Here is an 18614-nt window from a genome sequence, read left to right on the forward strand (position 1 = left end):
GGATGGGCCCGGGTTCAAATCCGAGCCCATGAAGCAGATTCGAACCTGGTCAATCGTCGTCGCCAAAGAACCTGGGTTCCAACCAAAGGCCGAATCGGGGTTTGGGCGTTGGGGAATCTTTGCCCTTGATCGACTTCCACAAGATGTCGTTCAAGTCTTCGTCGATCCGGCTGTCTTCGGTGTAGAGCGGGATCTTTTCACTATCCGACGACCGGTAGGCCGTCTTCTCATTGAGTTGGCAGACGATCTCGCGGGATGGTTGGATGGCTTTGTAGGGCTCCGAGTTGGAAGCCGCATTGCCGAACACGGCTATCGGCGAAGCCACCGCAACGTATTGGTTCATCGGTCGCAACCCCAAGATCAATTCCATTGTGCGGAGCATGGAATTGGTGTTGTAAAAGGTGCTGTCGTGCGTGCCCTTGCCGATGTAAGGGCTGACCACATAGGCGGTGGACCGGTGGGCGTCGACATGGTCGATTCCGGCTTGGGCATCGTCTTCCAGGATGCAAATGGCCGTTTCTTTCCAAAACTTGGAATGGCTGACGGCTTCAACGAGCTTGCCCACGGCATAGTCGTTGTCGGCGACCTGCGATGACGGGGTGGGGACTCCGGCCCGAGTGCCCAAGGTGTGGTCGTTCCCCAACCTCACGGTTTGGAACCGGGGCATCTCGCCTTGCTCGACAAATTGCTGGAACTCGCGGTTCCACTCGTCGAACCGGTTTGTCGACTTGAATTCCCCATAAGTTTTGACCCGGGCTTGCCAAGTGAAACCGCCATATTCGTCGTAGATTGGCGAATCGCTATAGTTGTTGTCGTAGTGCCGGAAGTTGACATTGGTGTGCCCCTGGAGAACGGGGATAAGGGGGTAGCTGTCGCGGGCATTGGGATCCAGCGATTTGCGCTTGTCATCGTCACCGACGAACGCAGCAAACATTCCGTAGTTCCGGTAGGTGACTTTGTTGGCGGCCATATTCTCCCAAATGTAGCCACTCGCCGGCTTGGCCACGTTTTTTTGGCCAAAAAGCTCGACGGGCTCGCCGTTGACTCCGCCTTCGGTGTCGTAGTTCCGGCCACGGCCGCTGTAGTTGTAGGGCGTGTTCCGGGATCCGTAGGGCGAAGTGTTGCCACTAAGCGACCATTGCCAACCGTCTTGGCTGACTTCGGCGCAGACATAGAAGTTGTCCAGCAGAACGAACCGTTCGGCTAAGGCGTGCTGGTTCGGGGTGACGGCGCGGGGGAACAGGGTGAGCTTTGGGTCGCCGTTCCCTTTGGGGATGTCGCCCAGGACATTGTCATATGTCCGGTTTTCTTTGATGATGTAGATGACGTACTTGATTCCCGGGTTTTGGAATCCGGTGCGCTTGGTGGCGTCGAGCCCGGGCTTGATTCGGTTGTTGACCACAACTTGGCGCGTTAGGGACTTGAACTCTGACGGTTTGGGTGTGGCCAAGTGGGTCACCGTCCCGGCGATGATATCTTGGATGTAGGTGCCTTTTTCTTCCACGGGTGGGTTGTTGGGGTTCATGGCCTGTGTCCCTTTGGCACAGGTGACCAGCATGTGGCCCTTGGATTCCACGACGGCGGTCGGCAGCCAACCGGTCGGGAAGTAGGCCTCCAGCGCGCCCCTTTTGAGGTCGACGGCGGCGACCGCGTCCATATCGCCGAGGGTGGCGTAAAGCGTGCGTTCGTCATCCGAGAGGGTGACACCGAGCGGCCCCGCCCCAGGGATGTTGATCATATCGGTCGGCCGCAGCATGATGGTGTCAACGACCCGGTCGCTGGCCGTGTCGATCACGCTGACGGTGTCGCTGCTGGCGTTGGCGACATAAAGGCGGGTCTGCGCTCGATTGAAGACCATCCCGACCGGCGCGGCCCCGACTTGGATCGACTTGGCAACCTTTCTCGCCCGCAGGTCGAGAACATCGACGACCCCATCCCTTTCACCGGCGACATAAGCCTTGGTGTCGGCCCCGGCCCCGCGCGTTTTATAAGCAGCGGCCAGGGGGAAGCCCGTGGTCGGGATTTCGAACAACGGCTTGCCGGTGTCGGTTTGGTAAATGGTCACAGACCCCTGATAACCCGTTTTGCTGTTGGTCTGGTTGTTGGCAACCAACAACCGGGAACCGTTCGAGTTGAACGACATCCCGGCAAAGTTGTAGGGGAGTCCCCGGTCTTTGGGGGCTTGCGCTTTGATCGGCGTATCGATTTCGGAAAGCATTCCGTCAACCAGCGAATAGTGGGTGACCATGTCTTGGGCACCGCGGGAGACATAGACATCGCCGGTCTTGGGGTGGATGGCGATCCCGAAATACAGGCCGACCTTTTCCGGGTTGTCCTTGCTTGTCTTGTAGTCGATTTGGGAGACGATCTTCCCGGTTGCGACATCGACACAGGAGAGTTTTTGGCGGAAGCCTATTGTGGTGACAACGGCAAACCGCTTATCGGCAGTGGCCACCATGTTGACCGGGTAGGAGCCGACTTCTTGGTGGGTTCCGAGCGGCGTGATGAGTTTGCCGACCGGCAACATTTGGCCCTGTTGCGCCAGGGCGGCGGCGGCGAGCGCGGACACCATCATGCCCCGAACTTTACCGGGCTTTCGGTCAGATTATTGTTAAGGGACGCCCATTAGGGAACGGTCGATGGTGCGTCAGTATCCCTGAGGGCACCATCGACCGTGCAAGCGAGTTACTTCTTCCGCCTCTTCAGCAGGGGCAGCAAAACAATGCCCAAAGCGAAGGTCGCCGGCTCCGGAACCGTTTCAATCGTCCCGTTGAGTTCAAAAGCAAGGTTGGCTCCCGTGCTGTTGGTCCAGGTGCCCCAGCCCCCGCCCGCGCTGTTTTGGGACAGATAGTTGGAGATTCCGCTGCCCGTCCCGCTGAATGCCCAGGCAAAGGTGGCGTTGTTCGACCCGGAAACCCCGAAGTTGAGGTAGTAGTTGCCGCCAGTCCCCAATCCGATCGGTGCTCCGGAAAGGTCGAATGTGGTCTTGTAGAAGTTGAAGCCGGTATTGGCGCCGGTCCCAGCGGCCGCGAATGCGGTGGAAACGGCACTGTCCCCCGCGCTGAAAGTCCGTGTAAAGAGCACGGTGTGGGTCGGGTTTCCGCCCCCGTCGGCCGCTAGGATGTTGATTTCGTAGGTTCCAATGGCCGAATTGGGGAGTTGGCTGAGCCCGAGCCCGTTCAAAGCGAATCCGGTTACCGATAGCGAGGTCAATTGGTAATCGTTGCTGGAATCGATGGCGAGGTTAAAGTTGTCGGCCGCCGTGATGTGGCTGGGGCCGGCCCCGTTGGTCGAATAGCGATCAGAGACGGCAACGCCGTTGGCGGCCCCAAAATTGGGGGTTTGGTTGATGTTGAACGGCGACGAGGCATGCGCCAACGCGGCGATCCCGGCGGCAAAAACCGCCAAAAGGCATTTAAGGTTGTTCAATTGTGTGCTCCTTTCCAGTTGCGGTGGGCAAAGCCCAAATCATGCGGTGCCAATTGGCATCTGCTCCATTATGCCGCATATTCTTTGCACGGCATTCGGCTCTTCATATTAAACCTAGTAAAATTACTGATTCTCCCAATAGGATTGACACAGGGGGAGGGGGGGGGGGGGGGTACATTGTTGGAATGATAATGGGATTTATTGGAGTTTGCCTTCAATTCGATCCAACGTGGGAATTGCAAACGAGGCCGATCTTGACGATCACGACGTTTGAGACTGTTGGCCCGACCACAATAAACAGTGGAGAAACTTCAATAAATGTTCCTGTTTCAACTCACAGCTGGCAAAAAGCAAAATCATGCGTTGAAACGAGTCAAGGCGGTTCAGGAAGTCCAGCTTGGACAACACCAGTTGCCAACCTATATGATTCGACCGTGGGTCCGATTCTCGTTACTTGTGGCGGCGTATCACTGGCCCCAAATTTCGTCTATCATAAGGCGATGAAAGTGGATTGATATTGTCAATATGATGTTGTTCTAGTCAACGGGTATCCAACAGTTCAAAACTACGTGCAGCCGGCGGTCGAAACATGGCAAGAAAACGTTCCGATTGGCCCAAGCAGAACGAGAGTCCTAAGCAGTTTTGCTGGAACTGAGGCTGTCGACGTGTTTGACGAGTATGAGGGCCCTATCAGAAATTGAATACCTAAGAAGGTAATTGGGAGCGCCATATGCTAGTTGCATCAGTGATGTTTTTCGTAGGCCAGTTAACTTTTCATATTAGCGGGACAAGGGATTCTGCAGTAGTTTGTATTTCTAGGCATTCATTGCCTAGTGACTTGCCCCATATCAGAAAGGATCTGGAGGTGTATTCTAAAGAGCACTTTTGGGAAGAGAAAGAGTTTTTTGGACTTGGAGTTGCATTTATTGACAGAGACGCGATCGGATTGACTGCGTCAGAAGACAAACTAATCTTAGCAAGAGGATGTTTGGGTGATGTGGAGCAGAATGATTTTGCATCAGCACTTGCTCGGAGAGTAGCGTCAACTTTTGGAAACGAGTCACTGAAATCGTTGCCATCAAACGGGAGCTTATGGATTTCAATCCAGCCAAATGGGAGGCTAACGTTTGCGGATCGTGCTGGAATTCCTGGTTTTGTCAGATTTTCAACAGGCTTTCCGCCGAAGTCCCTTTCGATTCCATTTCAATCCCTGCGCAATTCTCGCTTGACATCATCTTCAACATCGTTGAGTGATCAATACACTATAACAGCTTTCGGATCTGATGCTGAGACACGGGCGAAACTTATCCAGAATAGCGTTGCATACATAACTGAGGAGAGATTGAAATATTCGCAGAATTTGGCAAATATTTGCAGTGAACTGGGGACTAGTGGTAATGGTTCATTTGAGAGATACGAGATATTGGGAAATAAAAATATGTCGGGTGCTGTAATCTCTGAATTGCTTCCCGAACTGAATGTGCCGGCTGATTTTGCAGGTCGAAGTATGAGCGGGGCCAATATGATCATTACTCTTGAATTCAGAATTGGTGAGAGATCGCAACTGGTTAACATAATAATCAAGTAAAGATTATCTCCCTTTGAACAGTCCGCCCAAGATCCCCCGGAGGATGCTCCCGCTGTTCTTGCTCAGCTCGCGGCCGATTTGCGAGCCTGCCGAGCGCATGGCGGATTTCATCATGGCTTCGACCGGGGTGTCGCGGGTGGATCGGGCGCGCGAGGTGACGCGCTGCACTTTCTCCCTTTCTTTGGCCGCCTGGGCATCGGCTTTTGCCTGGGCTTCGGCCTGTTCGGCCCGTTCAGCTTCAAGGGCGGCTTGTTCAGCCCGTTTGCTCAGGACTTCGTAAGCCGATTCGCGGTCAACGACGTTTTCGTAAATGGCGCCGACGGGGGAATCGGCCATCACTTGCCTCCGCTCATCGGGAGTGGCCGGCCCAAGGCGGGATGATGGCGGCCGGATGAGTGTTTTTTGCACGACGATGGGGGTGCCTTTGCCTTCCAAGGTGCTGACGAGGGCTTCGCCGACGCCGAGTTGGGTGATGACCTCTTCCGTGCTGAAATCCGGGTTTTCGCGGAAGGTGGTGGCGGCCGCCTTGACGGCTTTTTGGTCGCGCGGGGTGAAGGCCCGCAAGGCATGCTGATACCGGTTGCCCAGTTGGCCGAGAACGGCATCGGGGATATCGAGCGGGTTTTGGGTGACGAAATAGACGCCGACGCCTTTGGACCGGATGAGCCGCACGACTTGCTCGACTTTGTCCACAAGGGGCTTGGGCGCATCCGAGAACAGCAGGTGGGCTTCGTCAAAGAAGAAAACTAACTTGGGTTGGTCGGGGTCGCCGACTTCTGGGAGTTCTTCGAACAATTCGCTCAGCAGCCAAAGCAAAAATGTCGCGTAGAGCTTGGGCGATTGCATGAGCTTGTCGGCGGCCAGGATGTTGATGTAGCCCAACCCATCCCGCGTTGTCCGCATGAGGTCTTTGAGATCCAGGGCAGGTTCGCCGAAGAAGTTCTCTCCTCCCTGTTGCTCCAAAACAAGCAGGGCGCGTTGGATCGCGCCGACGCTGGCGCCGCTCACCTGCCCGTATTCGCTTTGAATGTCTTTGGCGTTTTGCGCGATGAAGTTGAGCATCCCCCTCAAGTCCTTGAGGTCGAGCATGAGGAGGTTCTGGTCGTCGGTGATTTTGAAGGCGATGTTGAGTACCCCTTCTTGGGTTTCGTTGAGTTCCAGCAACCGGGCAAGCAAAAGCGGCCCCATTTCGCTGATGGTCGTCCGGATGCGGTGGCCTTGTTCGGCAAAGAGATCCCAAAAAATGACAGGGCTTGCTTTGTAGCCATATGGCGAAAGCCCAATTTGTTGCGCCCGCTCTTCCAGTTTGGGGTTGCCGCCGCCAGCCTGGCACATCCCGCTCAAGTCACCCTTCACGTCGGCCATGAATACCGGTGTTCCCATCGCCGAAAACTGTTCAGCCAAGATTTGCAGGGTAACGGTTTTGCCGGTGCCCGTCGCCCCGGCAATTAGGCCGTGCCGGTTGCTGAGTTTGGGGAGCTGGTAGACGGGCTCGGTTGATTTGCCAACAAAGATCGGTTCGGCCATGACTGATAGGGATGATAACCCAACCGGGCCGGTTGACGGGGCAACCTCGGGAATCATGTTGGTAACATGGCTGGCGTATGGCTAAGAAGTTGAAAGTCGGGGTTATCGGAACCGGGATGATCGCCAATCACGCCCATCTTCCCGGGTACGCCTCCATTCCCGACGAGGTCGAAGTCAAGTGGCTTTGCGATATCAAGCCCGACATTCTGAAAGAAAACGCGACCAAGTGGGGCGTTTCAAAGACGACGGCCGACTACCGGGATATTTTGAAAGACCCCGAGATCGACGCTGTCAGCGTTGCCACCCCGAATTTGGAGCACATGCAAATGACAGTGGACGCCCTCAAGGCTGGCAAGCACGTGATTTGCGAAAAGCCGTTGAGCATGAATGCCGAGCAGAGCAAGGCGATGTGCCGGGCGGCCAAAGAAAGCGGAAAGGTGTTGCAAGTCGGCTTGCAGTACCGTTTCTGCGGCCCCGGCGTCTTCATGAAGGATTACATTTCCAAAGGCCACATGGGCGACATCTATTACGGCCGGGCGCAGGCGATGCGCCGCCGGGGTGTCCCTGGTTGGGGGGTCTTTACCAACAAGGCCAAACAAGGCGGTGGCCCGCTCATCGACATCGGGGTGCACATCCTCGACTTCACCCTCCATCTGATGGGCTATCCCAAACCCGTTGCGGCAACCGGCATGACTTGGGATCTGCTGGGCAAGAACCCGGAGATCGTCAACTTCATGGGCGATTTCGACCGGGATGCCTTCACGGTGGAAGACATGGCGGCGGCCATGATCCGGTTTGAAGGCGGCCAAATGGTGTTGTTGGAAAGCTCGTTCATGGCCAACATCGCCGAAGAGTTTTTCAAAACGACTTTGATGGGCACCAAAAGCGGTGCTGAGGTCTATCCGGCGTTTAACGATGACCCGATCGTCATCTTTAGCGAACGCGACCGCCAATGCTTTAACGAACGCCCGGTGAACATCCCGCACGTGGCCAGTTCCCACGTCAAAGAAGTTCAAGAGTTCGTGCGGACCATTCGCGAAGGCGGCGAGTCGCTCGTCCCCGGCGAGCACGGATTGATCCTGAACGCCATTTTCGACGCGGTCTACAAGAGCGCCGAAACCGGCAAAGAAGAACGGATCGACGTCAGCTACTGACTTATTGGCCCCTCTCCTTGAGGAGAGGGGCCATCTTCAACCCGCAGGCTCCCAGTCCGAGCCGCCGATGAGTTCCCACAACGGCCAAATCGGGCAAAAGTCATCGCCGGGGCCAAACGGCGTGTTGTTCAAACGGGTCACTGTCCCATCAGACGATTTGCGGAATGCGCTGATGCCGGGCAGAAGGGACGCCCGGCCGTCACCGCTTTCTTGCGCCGGCTGGAAGTACCCCATATCTTGTGAAAAAGCCCGATCGGCATCCCGAACCATGCGGTAATCCCAATTGTGCGAGGCTTGCATGGCCCGTTGGGTTTCCAAACTGTCCATGTTGCACAGTGCAACCTCGGCTTTGGTGCGAAGAATGGGAACGATCGGGTTCAGGGTGTCAGCCCACAGCGTGCAATATTGGCACCCTTTGCCCATGTTGTGGATGACATAGAGGAAATCCTTGCCGCCAAAGAGTTCAGCGAGTTTCACCGGCCCATCGGCCGATTCAAATTCGTAATTGGCAACCGGCTCGGGGGGATTGGCCTTCCTGGCCTCGGCGAGTTGCTGTTTGAGTTCAATAATCTGTGATTCGAGTTCGGCTGGGCTCGGCATCGCGACAGCATACCACTAATGCAACAAATTAGTTGCATGAAATCAGTGGGAGCGGAAAAGCACTTCGTAGAGCAAGAGGATCACCGTCACAAACGCCGCCGAAAACCAGAGGATCGGCACATGTTTCACCTGGATTCTGGGCACGGTTAGAGGTTACCTTTGCTAGTTGAGCCGGTTCTTGCGGATGAATTCGAGGGCTTTGTCCAGTTGAGGGTCGTGCCCTGGTTCGGCAAATTTGAATCCTTCGAAGTCACGGGGGATGTCTGCTTCTATGTCTGGCTTGAGCCCTCCGCTGAGGTAGGCGCCGTCTTCATCGACCTTCCGCCCGATATCTCCGCTGGAGGGGAGGAAGTATCGTGCAATGGTCACTTTGACGCTGGCGCCATCGGGGACGCGGCGCAACTCTTGGACAGAAGCCTTGCCGTAGCTGTGGGTTCCAATGAGCTTTGCTTTGCCGTAATCACGCATAACACCGCTAAAGATTTCGGCGGCCGAGGCGGAATCCTCGTTGATGAGGATCGTGATGGGATAGCTTCCCGAAATGGCTTGCCCCCGGTTGGTTTTTAGGGTTGCGGATTTCCCATCGCGCGCTTTGATGGTAACGGCGGGTTTGTCGTCGACAAACAGGGACAACATCTTGACTGCCGATTCCAAGAGCCCGCCGGGGTTTCCGCGGAGGTCGAGAATCATTCCGGCGGGGTTGCGCGCATCGGCTTGGCGGACGGCCTCTTCAAATTGCATCGGGGTCGGCTCGCTGAATCCAGAGATGGAGATATAGGCGATGTTCCCCTCGAGGTTTTTGCTTTCCACCGTGGGGATGACGACCTTTTGCCGGACGATCGGCATCTGGATGATCCCGTCCTGTCCTGTCCTGATGATGCCGAGGGTGACTGGGGTTCCGGCTTCACCCAGGATGTGGTCGACGATGTCATCAACAGGCTTACCGGCAACGTTTTTCCCATCGACTTGCGTGATGATGTCGCCTTCTTTGATCCCGGCGTTGCCAGCCGGACCACCGGCAAAGACTACGGCGATGCGGGCGCCTAGGGGGTCTTGTTGCAAGCGTGCCCCAACCCCGCTATAGTTGCCGCTGGTCTCGGTGTTGAACTTTTCATTGACCTTGGGCTCCAAGAAATTGGTGTGGGGGTCGCCCAAGCTGGCTACAAGCCCGCCCATTGCGGCGTACCGGAGTTTTTCCGGCGTCGTGTTTTGCCCGTGTTTGGCAAGGATGTAGCCATAGTTGGCCTGAAACGTTTCAACCGGGTTCTGAGTTTTTTTGTCTGGTGCGGCCGCCAGCCTTCCAAATGCCCCGAAGTCGGGTCGGTTCCCGGCCAAGACATCCCGGGCAAAGAATCCGAGGCCGAACAAGATGCCGAAAAGGGCGATGGTCAGGGTGATCCGGGCTGCTTTCATGTCATTTGTCCTCGACGGTTGGTTTGCCGCCGTTTTGGGCGACGGCGGCCGTGTTGGGGGCTTGGGCCGAGTACTTGCCGATGGCCAGGGTGTATCCGCTGCCATCTGGAAGGGTTTGAACTTCGACCCAACTGGACTCGGCCGGCATGGCGCCTTGGATTTGGGCCACTCCGCTTGATTCCAGGATGTGGGCAAAGGTGGCGGCGGCCCCGATTGTCGAGTTGTCCACGATCAACGTTACTTTCAGTTTCTGCTCGGTGCCGGTCAAGGCGTTGATTGGCCGGACAGGTTTGCCGTCTGCGTTGTAGATGGCACCGTGGGGCCCGGCGGAGACGAATTTTGCCAGGGACCGCTCCATTTCGTCATAGTTGCCATTCCCGGAATTCCGGAGGTCGAAGACCATACCGCTTTCCACCGTGAGCTGTTGGATTTGTGCGGCCGCGCCACGAAAGAACCGGAGGGCGATCCGGCCATCCAGGTTTTTGTCGATGGCCGGAACTACGGTCTGGGCCCGGCCGACATCAAAGGGCATCTCTTTGCCATTGCGGCGGATGGTCATTTGGATTTCGCCTTCCGTGCCCGAAGTCAGGATGGTGCGGGCCTTGACCGACGTGATGGAATTCTTGGCGTGGTCTTGGACGGCATCACGCAGTTTGTTGAGTTGCTCGACCGTCGCCTTTTTTTCCGTCACCTTGGTTTGCATGTCCCGCAGATCCTGGATGTCTTGGCCAGTCACAAGGTACTTGCCTTGGATGATCCGGATTTCGTCGCCGGGTAATAGGCCGGCCCTTTCGGCTGGGCTACCCGGCATCACGCAGGAAATCACGACTTTGGGGAGCAAAAGCAGGGAATCGACATCGGATTTGCCGTCTTGTAGCTTTTTCAGCTCAGATTGGTTGAAGATGTAGTCGAGTTCCACGCCAATCCCGCTGTAGTTCCCGGATTGGCTGTCTTGGAAGGTTTTGAACTGTTCCGGTTCATAGAAGTTGCTTTCCGGGTCGAGAAGGCTGGCAACCATGCCTTTGACCGCTCCGGAGGCCATTTTCTGGTCGACTTCCACAGGTTCGACATAGTATTGGTGAAGCAGTTCGGCGATTTCATAAAAGTATTCCGCTTCGCTGGTTTCGCCTTTTTTGTCGGTGCTGGCCAAGAGTCCGACACCGAGTGGTTTGTTTGAGGCCAGCGATCCCATGTCGGCTTTGTTCCGGGCCAAGAACCCGGCGCAGAGGCTGCCCACGGCGGCGACCAGGACGATGAATGTCCAGACTGTGTTTTTGCCTTCTGCCATTGTGTTTGGTGGCTTGTCAGGGGGTGATTTCTTGCCCGAGGAGGGTGACCCTGTGCGCGTGCCTTTCTGAGTTATCGGGCTGGGATTCCAAAAACCTGTCGACAATCGCGGTCGCCAAGCTTAAAGATATCATACGTTCGCCAAGGCACAAGACGTTTGCGTGGTTGTGCTCGCGGGCCAATTGGGCCATGTCTTCGGAAGTGCAAAGGGCGGCGCGTATGGCCGGATACCGGTTCGCGCGGATGGACATGCCGATCCCGCTGCCGCAGATGAGGATCCCCATGTCGGAGACTCCCCGGCCAACCCTTTGGGCCACCAAATCGGCGGCAAGGGGGTAGTCGTACCTTTCCGCCCCTTCGCTCCCGACCATTTCCACATCGTGCCCTTTGCCGATCAGGTGTTGGGCGACCTCCCTCTTGTAATGGTCGCCGGCGTGGTCGCTCCCGACGACGATTTTCACCGTGTCCCGCCCTGAAGTTTTTTGGCCAGGTCGCTGACGGCCTTTTCCGGCGAGGCGGCAAGCCGGGCGAGTTCTTCGGCCGGCAACTTGAACTGCTTGGACTGGGCCAACTGCAACAAGGCGAGTTGGACCGGGATTGCCGGGCTGCCAACGGTGTTGGCGACTTCGCCCAGCTCGACCGGTTCCGGCAGTTGGCTGAATGCCTTGAGGACGAGGGCCTGGACTACAGGGTCTTTGTCCAAGACGGCGATGCGGTAGGTCGCTCGGTATTTTTCGTCGGGTTTGGCCATGATTTTGGCCAAGATCGCCAGGCGAACCAAACGGCTTTCGTCTTTCACGCCTTTAAGGGCCTCACCAACCAAGGCGGCATCTTTGGCGTCGAGAAGTTTGGTGTAGCAAGTGGCCCGGATGTCCTCGCTTGCATCGTTGACGGCCAAGTAGAGGAGCCGCCGTCCACTGAGGATGTTGTCCGGATCCAGGAGTTTGGCGATTTCCCCGCGGACGTTGACTGAAGGGTCGAAGAGCGAAGCGACCAAATAGGTTTGGGCCGCGTCCGACTTGGTCATGGCAATGAGCCTGGCGCCTTGCAGGCGTGTATTCCAGCTCCGCGCCGTGAGGAGCAGGTTGCCAATGTCGAGGAAGCCCTTTTCGCCGGGTTCGGAAACGGCCATGGCGGCAAAGCGTCGGTTGAAGTCGAACGGGCCTTCGTTCAACGTCTTCAAAATCTCCGCCTTTGCTTCTGGCGATTTGAGTTGGGCTAGGGCTTTGCTACCCATGTAGGCGGCCGCCGAGCTGGCCGACCGGCTGAAACTGCCGAAGAAAGCCGCTTGACTTTCGACAGGTTGATCGGCCAAGGCTCCGAGAGCGGCAATCGCGACTTCGCTGTTTGACCCTTGAGCGAGCCGTTCGAGCTCAGCGTTGGGCGCGTTCCGGTCAAACACATCAATCGGCTGCGCTTCGTCGGTGAAGCTGTCTCCGGTTTGAGGGCTGATCACAAAGCTCCCGAACTCGATGAATTTGGTCTCTCCGGCAATTGCCGATGAAGGGATGGGATTGTCCGGCACGGCAAGCGCGATCCGGTAGACCGGCGATTTGAGGAAGTTCAAGGGGATCGTGCTGGTCTGGAAATCCTTGCCGGTGAACGACTTCCGAAGAACCATATCCATTCCGGCCTGTTTTGGCCCGGAGATTTGTACTTGCCCGACCCTTTCTCCATCCTTTCCAAAAAACTGGAGGCACAGGATCTCCCGAGTGTCGGATTTCAGCGAATAGGTCAGCGCTTTACCTTCGGGCTTGGCTATTACCGGGATTTGACGGCGTTGAACCAGGGTGACGCCCCCCCGTGGACAGTATCCGAACTGCGTGAAGGTGTTGGGAATCGGCTCAAGCGAGGTCAATGGCTTTGTCGGCCGAAAGAATCCATAGGGTTTGAAATCGAGGGGCAGCGGGCCCGATTCAGGAATTGCCGTCTCGCCTTTGGCTTCGGCAGGCGGTGTGACTCCGAAAACGGCATCCAGCGAGTCATATCCCTCAGCTTTGTACATCGTCCAAACGCGGCCTTGGTAGTCGAGTCCCCGCTCTGGGTCAGAAAGTTTTGGCGGGTTCGCAGATTGCATGGCTTGGGCTAGGAGCCAAGTTCCCATGCCCGTCACGGCGAGCTTGCCATCGGGCAAAAGGACGGCGGTGGAATCGACGGGGTGCGAGTGGAGCGGGCTCTCGGTTGGCAAGGGCACAACTGGCGGGGCCGGCATCCGGCCGAAAAGGTCGACTGGTTTGGCAAGCGTCATGTCCGGGCCAGGGACGACCGGTGACGGTTTGGTTTGCACCTGGATCGGCAAGCGGCCGGGGAGTTTAGCGGCGGTCAACTGCCACTTGGTCGCACTGAACAGGTATGCGGCCAAATCGACGTCATAAGACATCGGGCTCAGCCTTGTGAGCGGGATGACGCAGGCTGGGGTTTGGTCAAGCCAGCCGTAGTAGGACCGCGACATCGGGACGGTGGTTAGCGCGAGGATAACGTCGAACGGCCCGTGATCGACGGGATCTTCGCCGGCAAAACGCTGGTCGTTGACATCGGGGGCCATGATGGAGGCAATGGACGCTGCTGCTTGCTCAGGATCCGAAAGAACAAGGATGTCGTTGTCTTCCGTCAGCGAGACTTGGGGGTCGAACCCGCTCGCCTTCAGCAAGTCCACATATTGCTTCACCGAGTTGTCGAAGGCATCCCGCTCTGGGCCGACGAGCAATGTGCGGTCGGCCGTGTAGTTGTTGTTGTACCGGGCGACGGTCAAGGTTTCGGGGAACAGGTAGATCTTCACCTTGAGCTTGGGCATTGCCGGCGCCGAGGCGGTGTTGGAATCGGCGGCTGACTTCACCCCCGCCCAAACGTCGGAGGAGCCTTTTGGAATTGCGGCCCCATATTCGTGGCTGGATTTGTAATGAAAAAGGTAGGGCCCTTGTTCAAAAACCCGATCGGGCACCGGGAATGCCGGCGGCTTCGAGACCTCCTGGAGCGGGGTTGCGAGCAACAGGGCCGCACACGCAAAGCTGATCATTGTCCTTTAGTTTGTCCTCATTTGCCGGTTCGATTGTTGGCTCAATCAAAGATCCGGATGTCGTATTGGCTAGACGCGTGGCCATCGCCCCTTGTGAATTGCAAGCCGTCCTTTTTGCCCAGGGAATCCAGGTCGTGGGGAAACTTGCGGATCATATCCAAGACGACTTTGCGAGCGTTTTCGGCGTTTTGCTGGAAGACTTCCAGGACGCTGTGGGCGGTGACGGCTTCGACGTCGGCAACCACCCCGGAGTCGTAATCGGTGACCAGGCTGATGTTGACGACGGCCATGCCGAGTTCGTGGCAGAGGTACCCCTCGGGGTATTGGGTCATGTTGATGATTTCCCAACCCATTTTTGTAAACCAAACTGACTCGGCCTTGGTGCTGAACCGGGGCCCTTGGATGACAACGACCGTCCCCCCGTCGTGGGCCTCGATCCCATGCTCACGGATGGTTTCGACCGCGATCTGCCTCAAGGTTTTGTCGTACATGTCGGCCGGGCTAACGTGGCTGGTGATGGGGCCATCGTAAAAGGTGTCGTCCCGTCCTTTGGTGCGATCCACAAATTGGTCGGCAACCAGGAACGAGCCGGGGGCGATGTGGGATTGCAGAGACCCGACCGCGCACGGCGAGATCACGGCCTTGACCCCGAGCTTGTGCATGGCCCAAACGTTTGCCCGATAGTTGATCTTGTGGGGCGGAATTGTGTGCTGCCTGCCGTGGCGGGGAAGGAAGGCGACTTTTCGGCCGGCGACTTCGGCGAGCATCACGGCGTCGCTGGGTGGCCCATAGGGGGTATCCACTTTGACTTCCGTCACGTCTTCCAGCAGGCTGTAAAAGCCCGATCCGCCGAATACGCCGATTTCTGCAACTGCCATATCGGCCCTAATTTACACCGCCCTCACTTTTCGATGAGGGCATTGACTCGCCCGATCCCGGTGGCGACGTTGTCGAGGAGCTTTTCCACTCGGCCCCCGTTCCGCAAAAGCAGATCGGGGTCAATCCCCATGACCGCACCTTTGGCGATGGCATCCACCGGCTTCAAGGCTTGATCCTTGGCCACTTTGTCGGAATCGGCAAAGGTCGAGATGACGACTTTGGGGTTCATCGCAATCAGCTGTTCGGCGCTGACCTTTTCAAACCGGCTGGAGTCCGGCCCGACAAAATCGCCTCCGGCGCGTTTGACAAATTCGGCAAAGAGCGTTTTGTTCCCCATGGCCATGTACCCGGTTGCGGGGTCGCCAATCACGACGGAAATCTTTGTGCCGCTGGCCATATTGGCTTTGAGGACGTCGGCCGCTGCAAAGACTTTGTCGATATAGGCGCTGGTGCTGACTTCCGTGCCTCCGCCTTTGGAAATCAGAACGAGGAGTTGACGGTACTTTTCGGGGGTGTCGATATCGGCGACGAGAACTTCCGGGCCAAGATCTTTAAGCTTTTGAATGGTGGCCTCGGAATAGAGGTCTTTCTCGAGGATGATCCTTTGTGGCTTGAGGGCGGCGATCTTTTCAAAGTCCGGGGTTGTGCCGTTGACCACAACTGGCACTTTTGTGAGGTTGGCCGGATAGTTGCAAGCCGCGGTCCGGCCCAACAGCTTTGTGGTCGGAATCCCGCAGACGAACAGGATCTCGGTGGTGCTCGGGCTCAGGCTGACGTATTCCAAAACCTGTTCCGAGTCGTGGTTCCTGCCGCCGATCCCGCTGCCGGTCTGTCCGCATCCGATGAGTGAGAATGCGATAGGCAAGGCGGCCAGCAAAGGCGAAATCCGAAGCTTCATGGTGCTATTCTGGCAGACACATCCCGGCTCCGTTTAGTGCCCGCTGGGTGCAGTCCCCCGGGAAAATCCAGTGCCATGAAAATCTCCGTTCAGCTTTACACCTTGCGCACCTTGCTTGAAAAAGACCTTTGGGGGACTTTGGACAAGCTCAGCTCCGAAGGGTTTCGCAACGTGGAGTTGGCCGGGCTTTATGGCCACACGCCCGAAGAGTTCCGGATGGGCTTGTCTGAACGGGGATTGAAGGCCCATTCGATGCACGTAGGGCTCGACCAAGCCAAAGGACATTTGGATCAGACCGTCCAGGAAGCCCATACGATCGGTTTGGAGTTCGTGGTCGTCCCTTGGCTCGACCCGAAGTCGTTCGACGGAGGTTGGAAGGAGATTGCCGAAACCCTGGGTGGCCTGGCGCAGGACTATAAACAGAACGACCTGAAACTCGGCTACCACAACCACGCCTTTGAGTTCGAGCAAACCGGAGGGAAGACTGGATTTGAAGTGCTTTGGGAGAGTGCCGGGCCGGACCTCCATGCCGAAGTGGACCTTTTCTGGGTCAAAAAGGGCGGCGGAAACCCCGTGGATTGGCTGCACCGTTTGGCCAAGCAATGCGACCAAGCCCACTTTAAAGATATGGACGCCGACGGGGAATTCACCGAAGTCGGATCTGGGAGTCTGGATTGGGATGCAATCATCCGGGCGGGTAAGGAGATGGGGCTGCGGTATGCGATTATCGAAAACGACCAGCCCAAGATCGACCCGCTCGAATCTGTTGCCAAAAGCCGAAAGTTCTTGTTAGGCAAGGGCCTCACCGATTGATGCCGGTCAACCTCGTCGTGTTTGACCTTGGCGGGGTGATGATCCGGATCCGCCACCGGTGGTCGGAAGTTTTGGAGGAACTCTGTTTGCCGGTTCCGGAAGGATTCGACCAAGACCGCCTGGCCGAGCACCGGTTGCTGACGGCCTTCCAGGAGGGCCTGTTGGGAGAAAACGATTTTCTGGTGGCGTTGGCGGGGGAGTTCGGTCTGACCATCAGCCAGGCAGAGCAAGCTCACGGCTATATCCTCGACCGGGAATACGAAGGTGCCCTGGAATTGGTCCGCGATATCAAGTCGAGCGGGATCCAGGTGTATTGCCTTAGCAACACGAATGCCCTGCATTACCGGGAGTTTTTCTCGGGCCGTTTCCCAGTTTGTGAAGCCTTCGACACGCTTTTGGCCAGCCACCGGCTAGGGATGGGGAAGCCGGATCCCCGGATCTACCGCCACGTCGAAGAGGTTTCGGGCTTCAAGGGCGGGGAAATCGCCTTCTTTGATGATGCCGAGAAAAACGTAACCGCCGCCCGGGCCGTGGGTTGGCATGCCGAAACGGTGGATCCCGCTGGCGACCCTCCAGGTTTTATTCGGCAATCACTGGCGGCTCTTGGCCCGCTTGAACGTTGAAGACGAAGACGATCGACCAGGCTGCTTCGCACAGCATGGCAACCGGGAACTGCAAGGGGAGCGGCAGGCTGTAGACCGCGGTCAAAACCGGGGTCCAAAACGCCCAGCACAAAACGACCCCCGGCAACACCTGGCCGGCATAAAAGCCTGGGGACAGGATCCGTTTCGTTAGTCCGGGTTCTGCGCGGTGCCCCCACCAATAGAGCATCGCCGTGGCAAGCGGAATGCTCAGGAACGGGCTGAAAACCAACATGTCGATTGCGACCTTCGCCACGGTTGCCCCTGGCGAGCGGTTCCCTTGGAATGCGGCATCGAGGATGAGGTAGAGACCGAAAACCAAGCCGCCGACGACGGCATAGACAAGCCCGGTGAAGCAAACTGACCCTGCCCAGCCCGGCTCCCTGAACCGCGATTGACCGGTGAGAGCTTTTGCGATTTCGGGCACGACGCTCCCGGCGAGGAACCCCATGGCAAATACCGCAGCCAAACCGCCGGCTTCACGGAACTCGCCAAGCGTCACCAAGGCGGATCGGACTTGAGCGGAGCAAAAGTACCCGGCCGTCACGGCGGCAGCCCCCGCCTGCACCACAACCATCGGCAGCCATGTGGCCCTGACCGATTCCCATCCTTGGCCGATCGCGCGGCTCCAGTGGCGATCCCGGCCGATCATTCTGGCGGGGCGTGGGATTCGGGTCGGTGGACCAAGAAGACGAACAGCAGGCTCCAGGCGGCCTGGCAAAACGAGCTCACCACAAACTGGAGCCGCTCGGGCAAAAAGTACATGGCAAAGGTAATTGGCCCCCAGTACGACCAGCACATCACCAAGGCGGGCAAGACATTTTCTCGGTACCCGGACAGTGAGGCGACCGAGCGCCACGCCTTGAAGTCGAACTTGTCTTTCCTCCACCGGAACAGCCCAACCGCCAATGGGATGCTGACGAACGGACTAAATATTAGTTGGTCAACAAGGACTTTCTTGACCACCATCCCCAATGTCCCCGAATCACCGAAAAGCACAACCTGAAGTTTGAAAAAGGCGACCACAAGGAACGTGACAAGCATATAAACCGACCCCGTGTAAAGAGTCGAGTTGACCCAATCCCGGTCGGTTTTGCCGATTTTGCCCACGAGGGCTTTAGCGATTTCGGGCAAGATCCCGCCCGCAAAGAATCCGACGGCCAACACCAAAGGCACGCCGCCCCGGTCTTTGTATTCGGCTACGCGTTCCATCACCTGTTGAAATCCAGGATTGAGGAAATATCCGGCAACGGTCAGAACCAGGGCGGACTGGACGATCAGCATCGGCCGCCACATTGCCTGGAGGGATTCCAGGCCAGGTCGGAAATACCGGGAGATCCCGCCTGACACCGCCATCCCGCAGAGTTTG

At 57.2% G+C, this 18614-nt stretch carries 16 protein-coding genes; 4 read left to right on the forward strand and 12 right to left on the reverse strand.

Features of this window, described 5'->3' with window-relative positions; translation table 11 throughout:
• Positions 1–49: 49 nt before the first annotated feature.
• Positions 50–2575, reverse strand: coding sequence for a hypothetical protein (locus JNM28_11440; GenBank protein ID MBL8069054.1), 2526 nt, complete (start codon positions 2573–2575; stop codon positions 50–52).
• 110 nt (positions 2576–2685) lie between these two features.
• On the reverse strand, positions 2686–3429 hold the full coding sequence (locus JNM28_11445; protein ID MBL8069055.1) for a hypothetical protein: 744 nt from the start codon (positions 3427–3429) through the stop codon (positions 2686–2688).
• Between the two features lie 730 nt (positions 3430–4159).
• Between JNM28_11445 and JNM28_11450 the strand changes: the two genes are divergently transcribed.
• Complete coding sequence (locus JNM28_11450; protein ID MBL8069056.1) at positions 4160–5017, forward strand: hypothetical protein; 858 nt, start codon at positions 4160–4162, stop codon at positions 5015–5017.
• A gap of 3 nt (positions 5018–5020) precedes the next feature.
• Here the strand turns inward: JNM28_11450 and JNM28_11455 are convergent, their stop codons facing one another.
• The gene (locus tag JNM28_11455) at positions 5021–6544 is read right to left on the reverse strand and encodes a DUF853 domain-containing protein (GenBank protein MBL8069057.1); all 1524 of its coding nucleotides are present in this window, start codon (positions 6542–6544) and stop codon (positions 5021–5023) included.
• 77 nt (positions 6545–6621) lie between these two features.
• Between JNM28_11455 and JNM28_11460 the strand changes: the two genes are divergently transcribed.
• On the forward strand, positions 6622–7698 hold the full coding sequence (locus JNM28_11460; GenBank protein MBL8069058.1) for a Gfo/Idh/MocA family oxidoreductase: 1077 nt from the start codon (positions 6622–6624) through the stop codon (positions 7696–7698).
• A 36-nt stretch (positions 7699–7734) separates the two neighbouring features.
• Here JNM28_11460 and JNM28_11465 read toward each other — a convergent pair whose 3' ends face one another.
• The 7 genes from JNM28_11465 to JNM28_11495 all read right to left on the reverse strand — a co-directional run bounded on the left by JNM28_11465 (position 7735) and on the right by JNM28_11495 (position 15791).
• A complete protein-coding gene (locus JNM28_11465) occupies positions 7735–8298 on the reverse strand; it encodes a DUF899 family protein (GenBank protein ID MBL8069059.1) in 564 nt (187 codons plus the stop codon).
• A 162-nt stretch (positions 8299–8460) separates the two neighbouring features.
• Positions 8461–9711 (reverse strand): S41 family peptidase, encoded by a 1251-nt coding sequence (locus JNM28_11470; protein MBL8069060.1) that lies wholly within the window; start codon positions 9709–9711, stop codon positions 8461–8463.
• 1 nt (position 9712) lies between these two features.
• Complete coding sequence (locus JNM28_11475; protein MBL8069061.1) at positions 9713–10999, reverse strand: hypothetical protein; 1287 nt, start codon at positions 10997–10999, stop codon at positions 9713–9715.
• Between the two features lie 16 nt (positions 11000–11015).
• Positions 11016–11459: a ribose 5-phosphate isomerase B gene (gene rpiB, locus JNM28_11480; protein ID MBL8069062.1), complete on the reverse strand. Its 444-nt coding sequence runs from the start codon at positions 11457–11459 to the stop codon at positions 11016–11018.
• Complete coding sequence (locus tag JNM28_11485) at positions 11456–14014, reverse strand: hypothetical protein (protein ID MBL8069063.1); 2559 nt, start codon at positions 14012–14014, stop codon at positions 11456–11458. Before JNM28_11485 ends, rpiB begins: the two co-directional genes overlap by 4 nt.
• A 41-nt stretch (positions 14015–14055) precedes the next feature.
• Positions 14056–14892, reverse strand: a complete 837-nt coding sequence (locus JNM28_11490) for an S-methyl-5'-thioadenosine phosphorylase (GenBank protein ID MBL8069064.1) — start codon at positions 14890–14892, stop codon at positions 14056–14058.
• A gap of 23 nt (positions 14893–14915) precedes the next feature.
• A complete protein-coding gene (locus JNM28_11495; GenBank protein ID MBL8069065.1) occupies positions 14916–15791 on the reverse strand; it encodes an ABC transporter substrate-binding protein in 876 nt (291 codons plus the stop codon).
• A gap of 75 nt (positions 15792–15866) precedes the next feature.
• On the opposite strand from JNM28_11495, the gene JNM28_11500 reads away from it, so the two are divergent.
• Both JNM28_11500 and JNM28_11505 read left to right on the forward strand, forming a co-directional pair.
• Positions 15867–16604 (forward strand): sugar phosphate isomerase/epimerase, encoded by a 738-nt coding sequence (locus tag JNM28_11500; GenBank protein ID MBL8069066.1) that lies wholly within the window; start codon positions 15867–15869, stop codon positions 16602–16604.
• Positions 16604–17227 (forward strand): HAD-IA family hydrolase, encoded by a 624-nt coding sequence (locus tag JNM28_11505; GenBank protein ID MBL8069067.1) that lies wholly within the window; start codon positions 16604–16606, stop codon positions 17225–17227. The genes JNM28_11500 and JNM28_11505 overlap by 1 nt, the downstream gene beginning before the upstream one ends.
• On the opposite strand, the gene JNM28_11510 is transcribed toward JNM28_11505, so the two are convergent.
• Together JNM28_11510 and JNM28_11515 are read right to left on the reverse strand one after the other, a co-directional pair.
• Entirely contained in the window at positions 17184–17897 is a 714-nt protein-coding gene (locus JNM28_11510) for a hypothetical protein (protein ID MBL8069068.1), read from the reverse strand. The two genes, JNM28_11505 and JNM28_11510, sit on opposite strands and share 44 nt — an antisense overlap.
• Complete coding sequence (locus JNM28_11515; protein MBL8069069.1) at positions 17894–18601, reverse strand: hypothetical protein; 708 nt, start codon at positions 18599–18601, stop codon at positions 17894–17896. The genes JNM28_11510 and JNM28_11515 overlap by 4 nt, the downstream gene beginning before the upstream one ends.
• Between the last annotated feature and the right edge of the window lie 13 nt (positions 18602–18614).

The organism is Armatimonadota bacterium (assembly GCA_016789105.1).
Taxonomy (GTDB): Bacteria; Armatimonadota; Fimbriimonadia; order Fimbriimonadales; family Fimbriimonadaceae; genus UphvI-Ar2.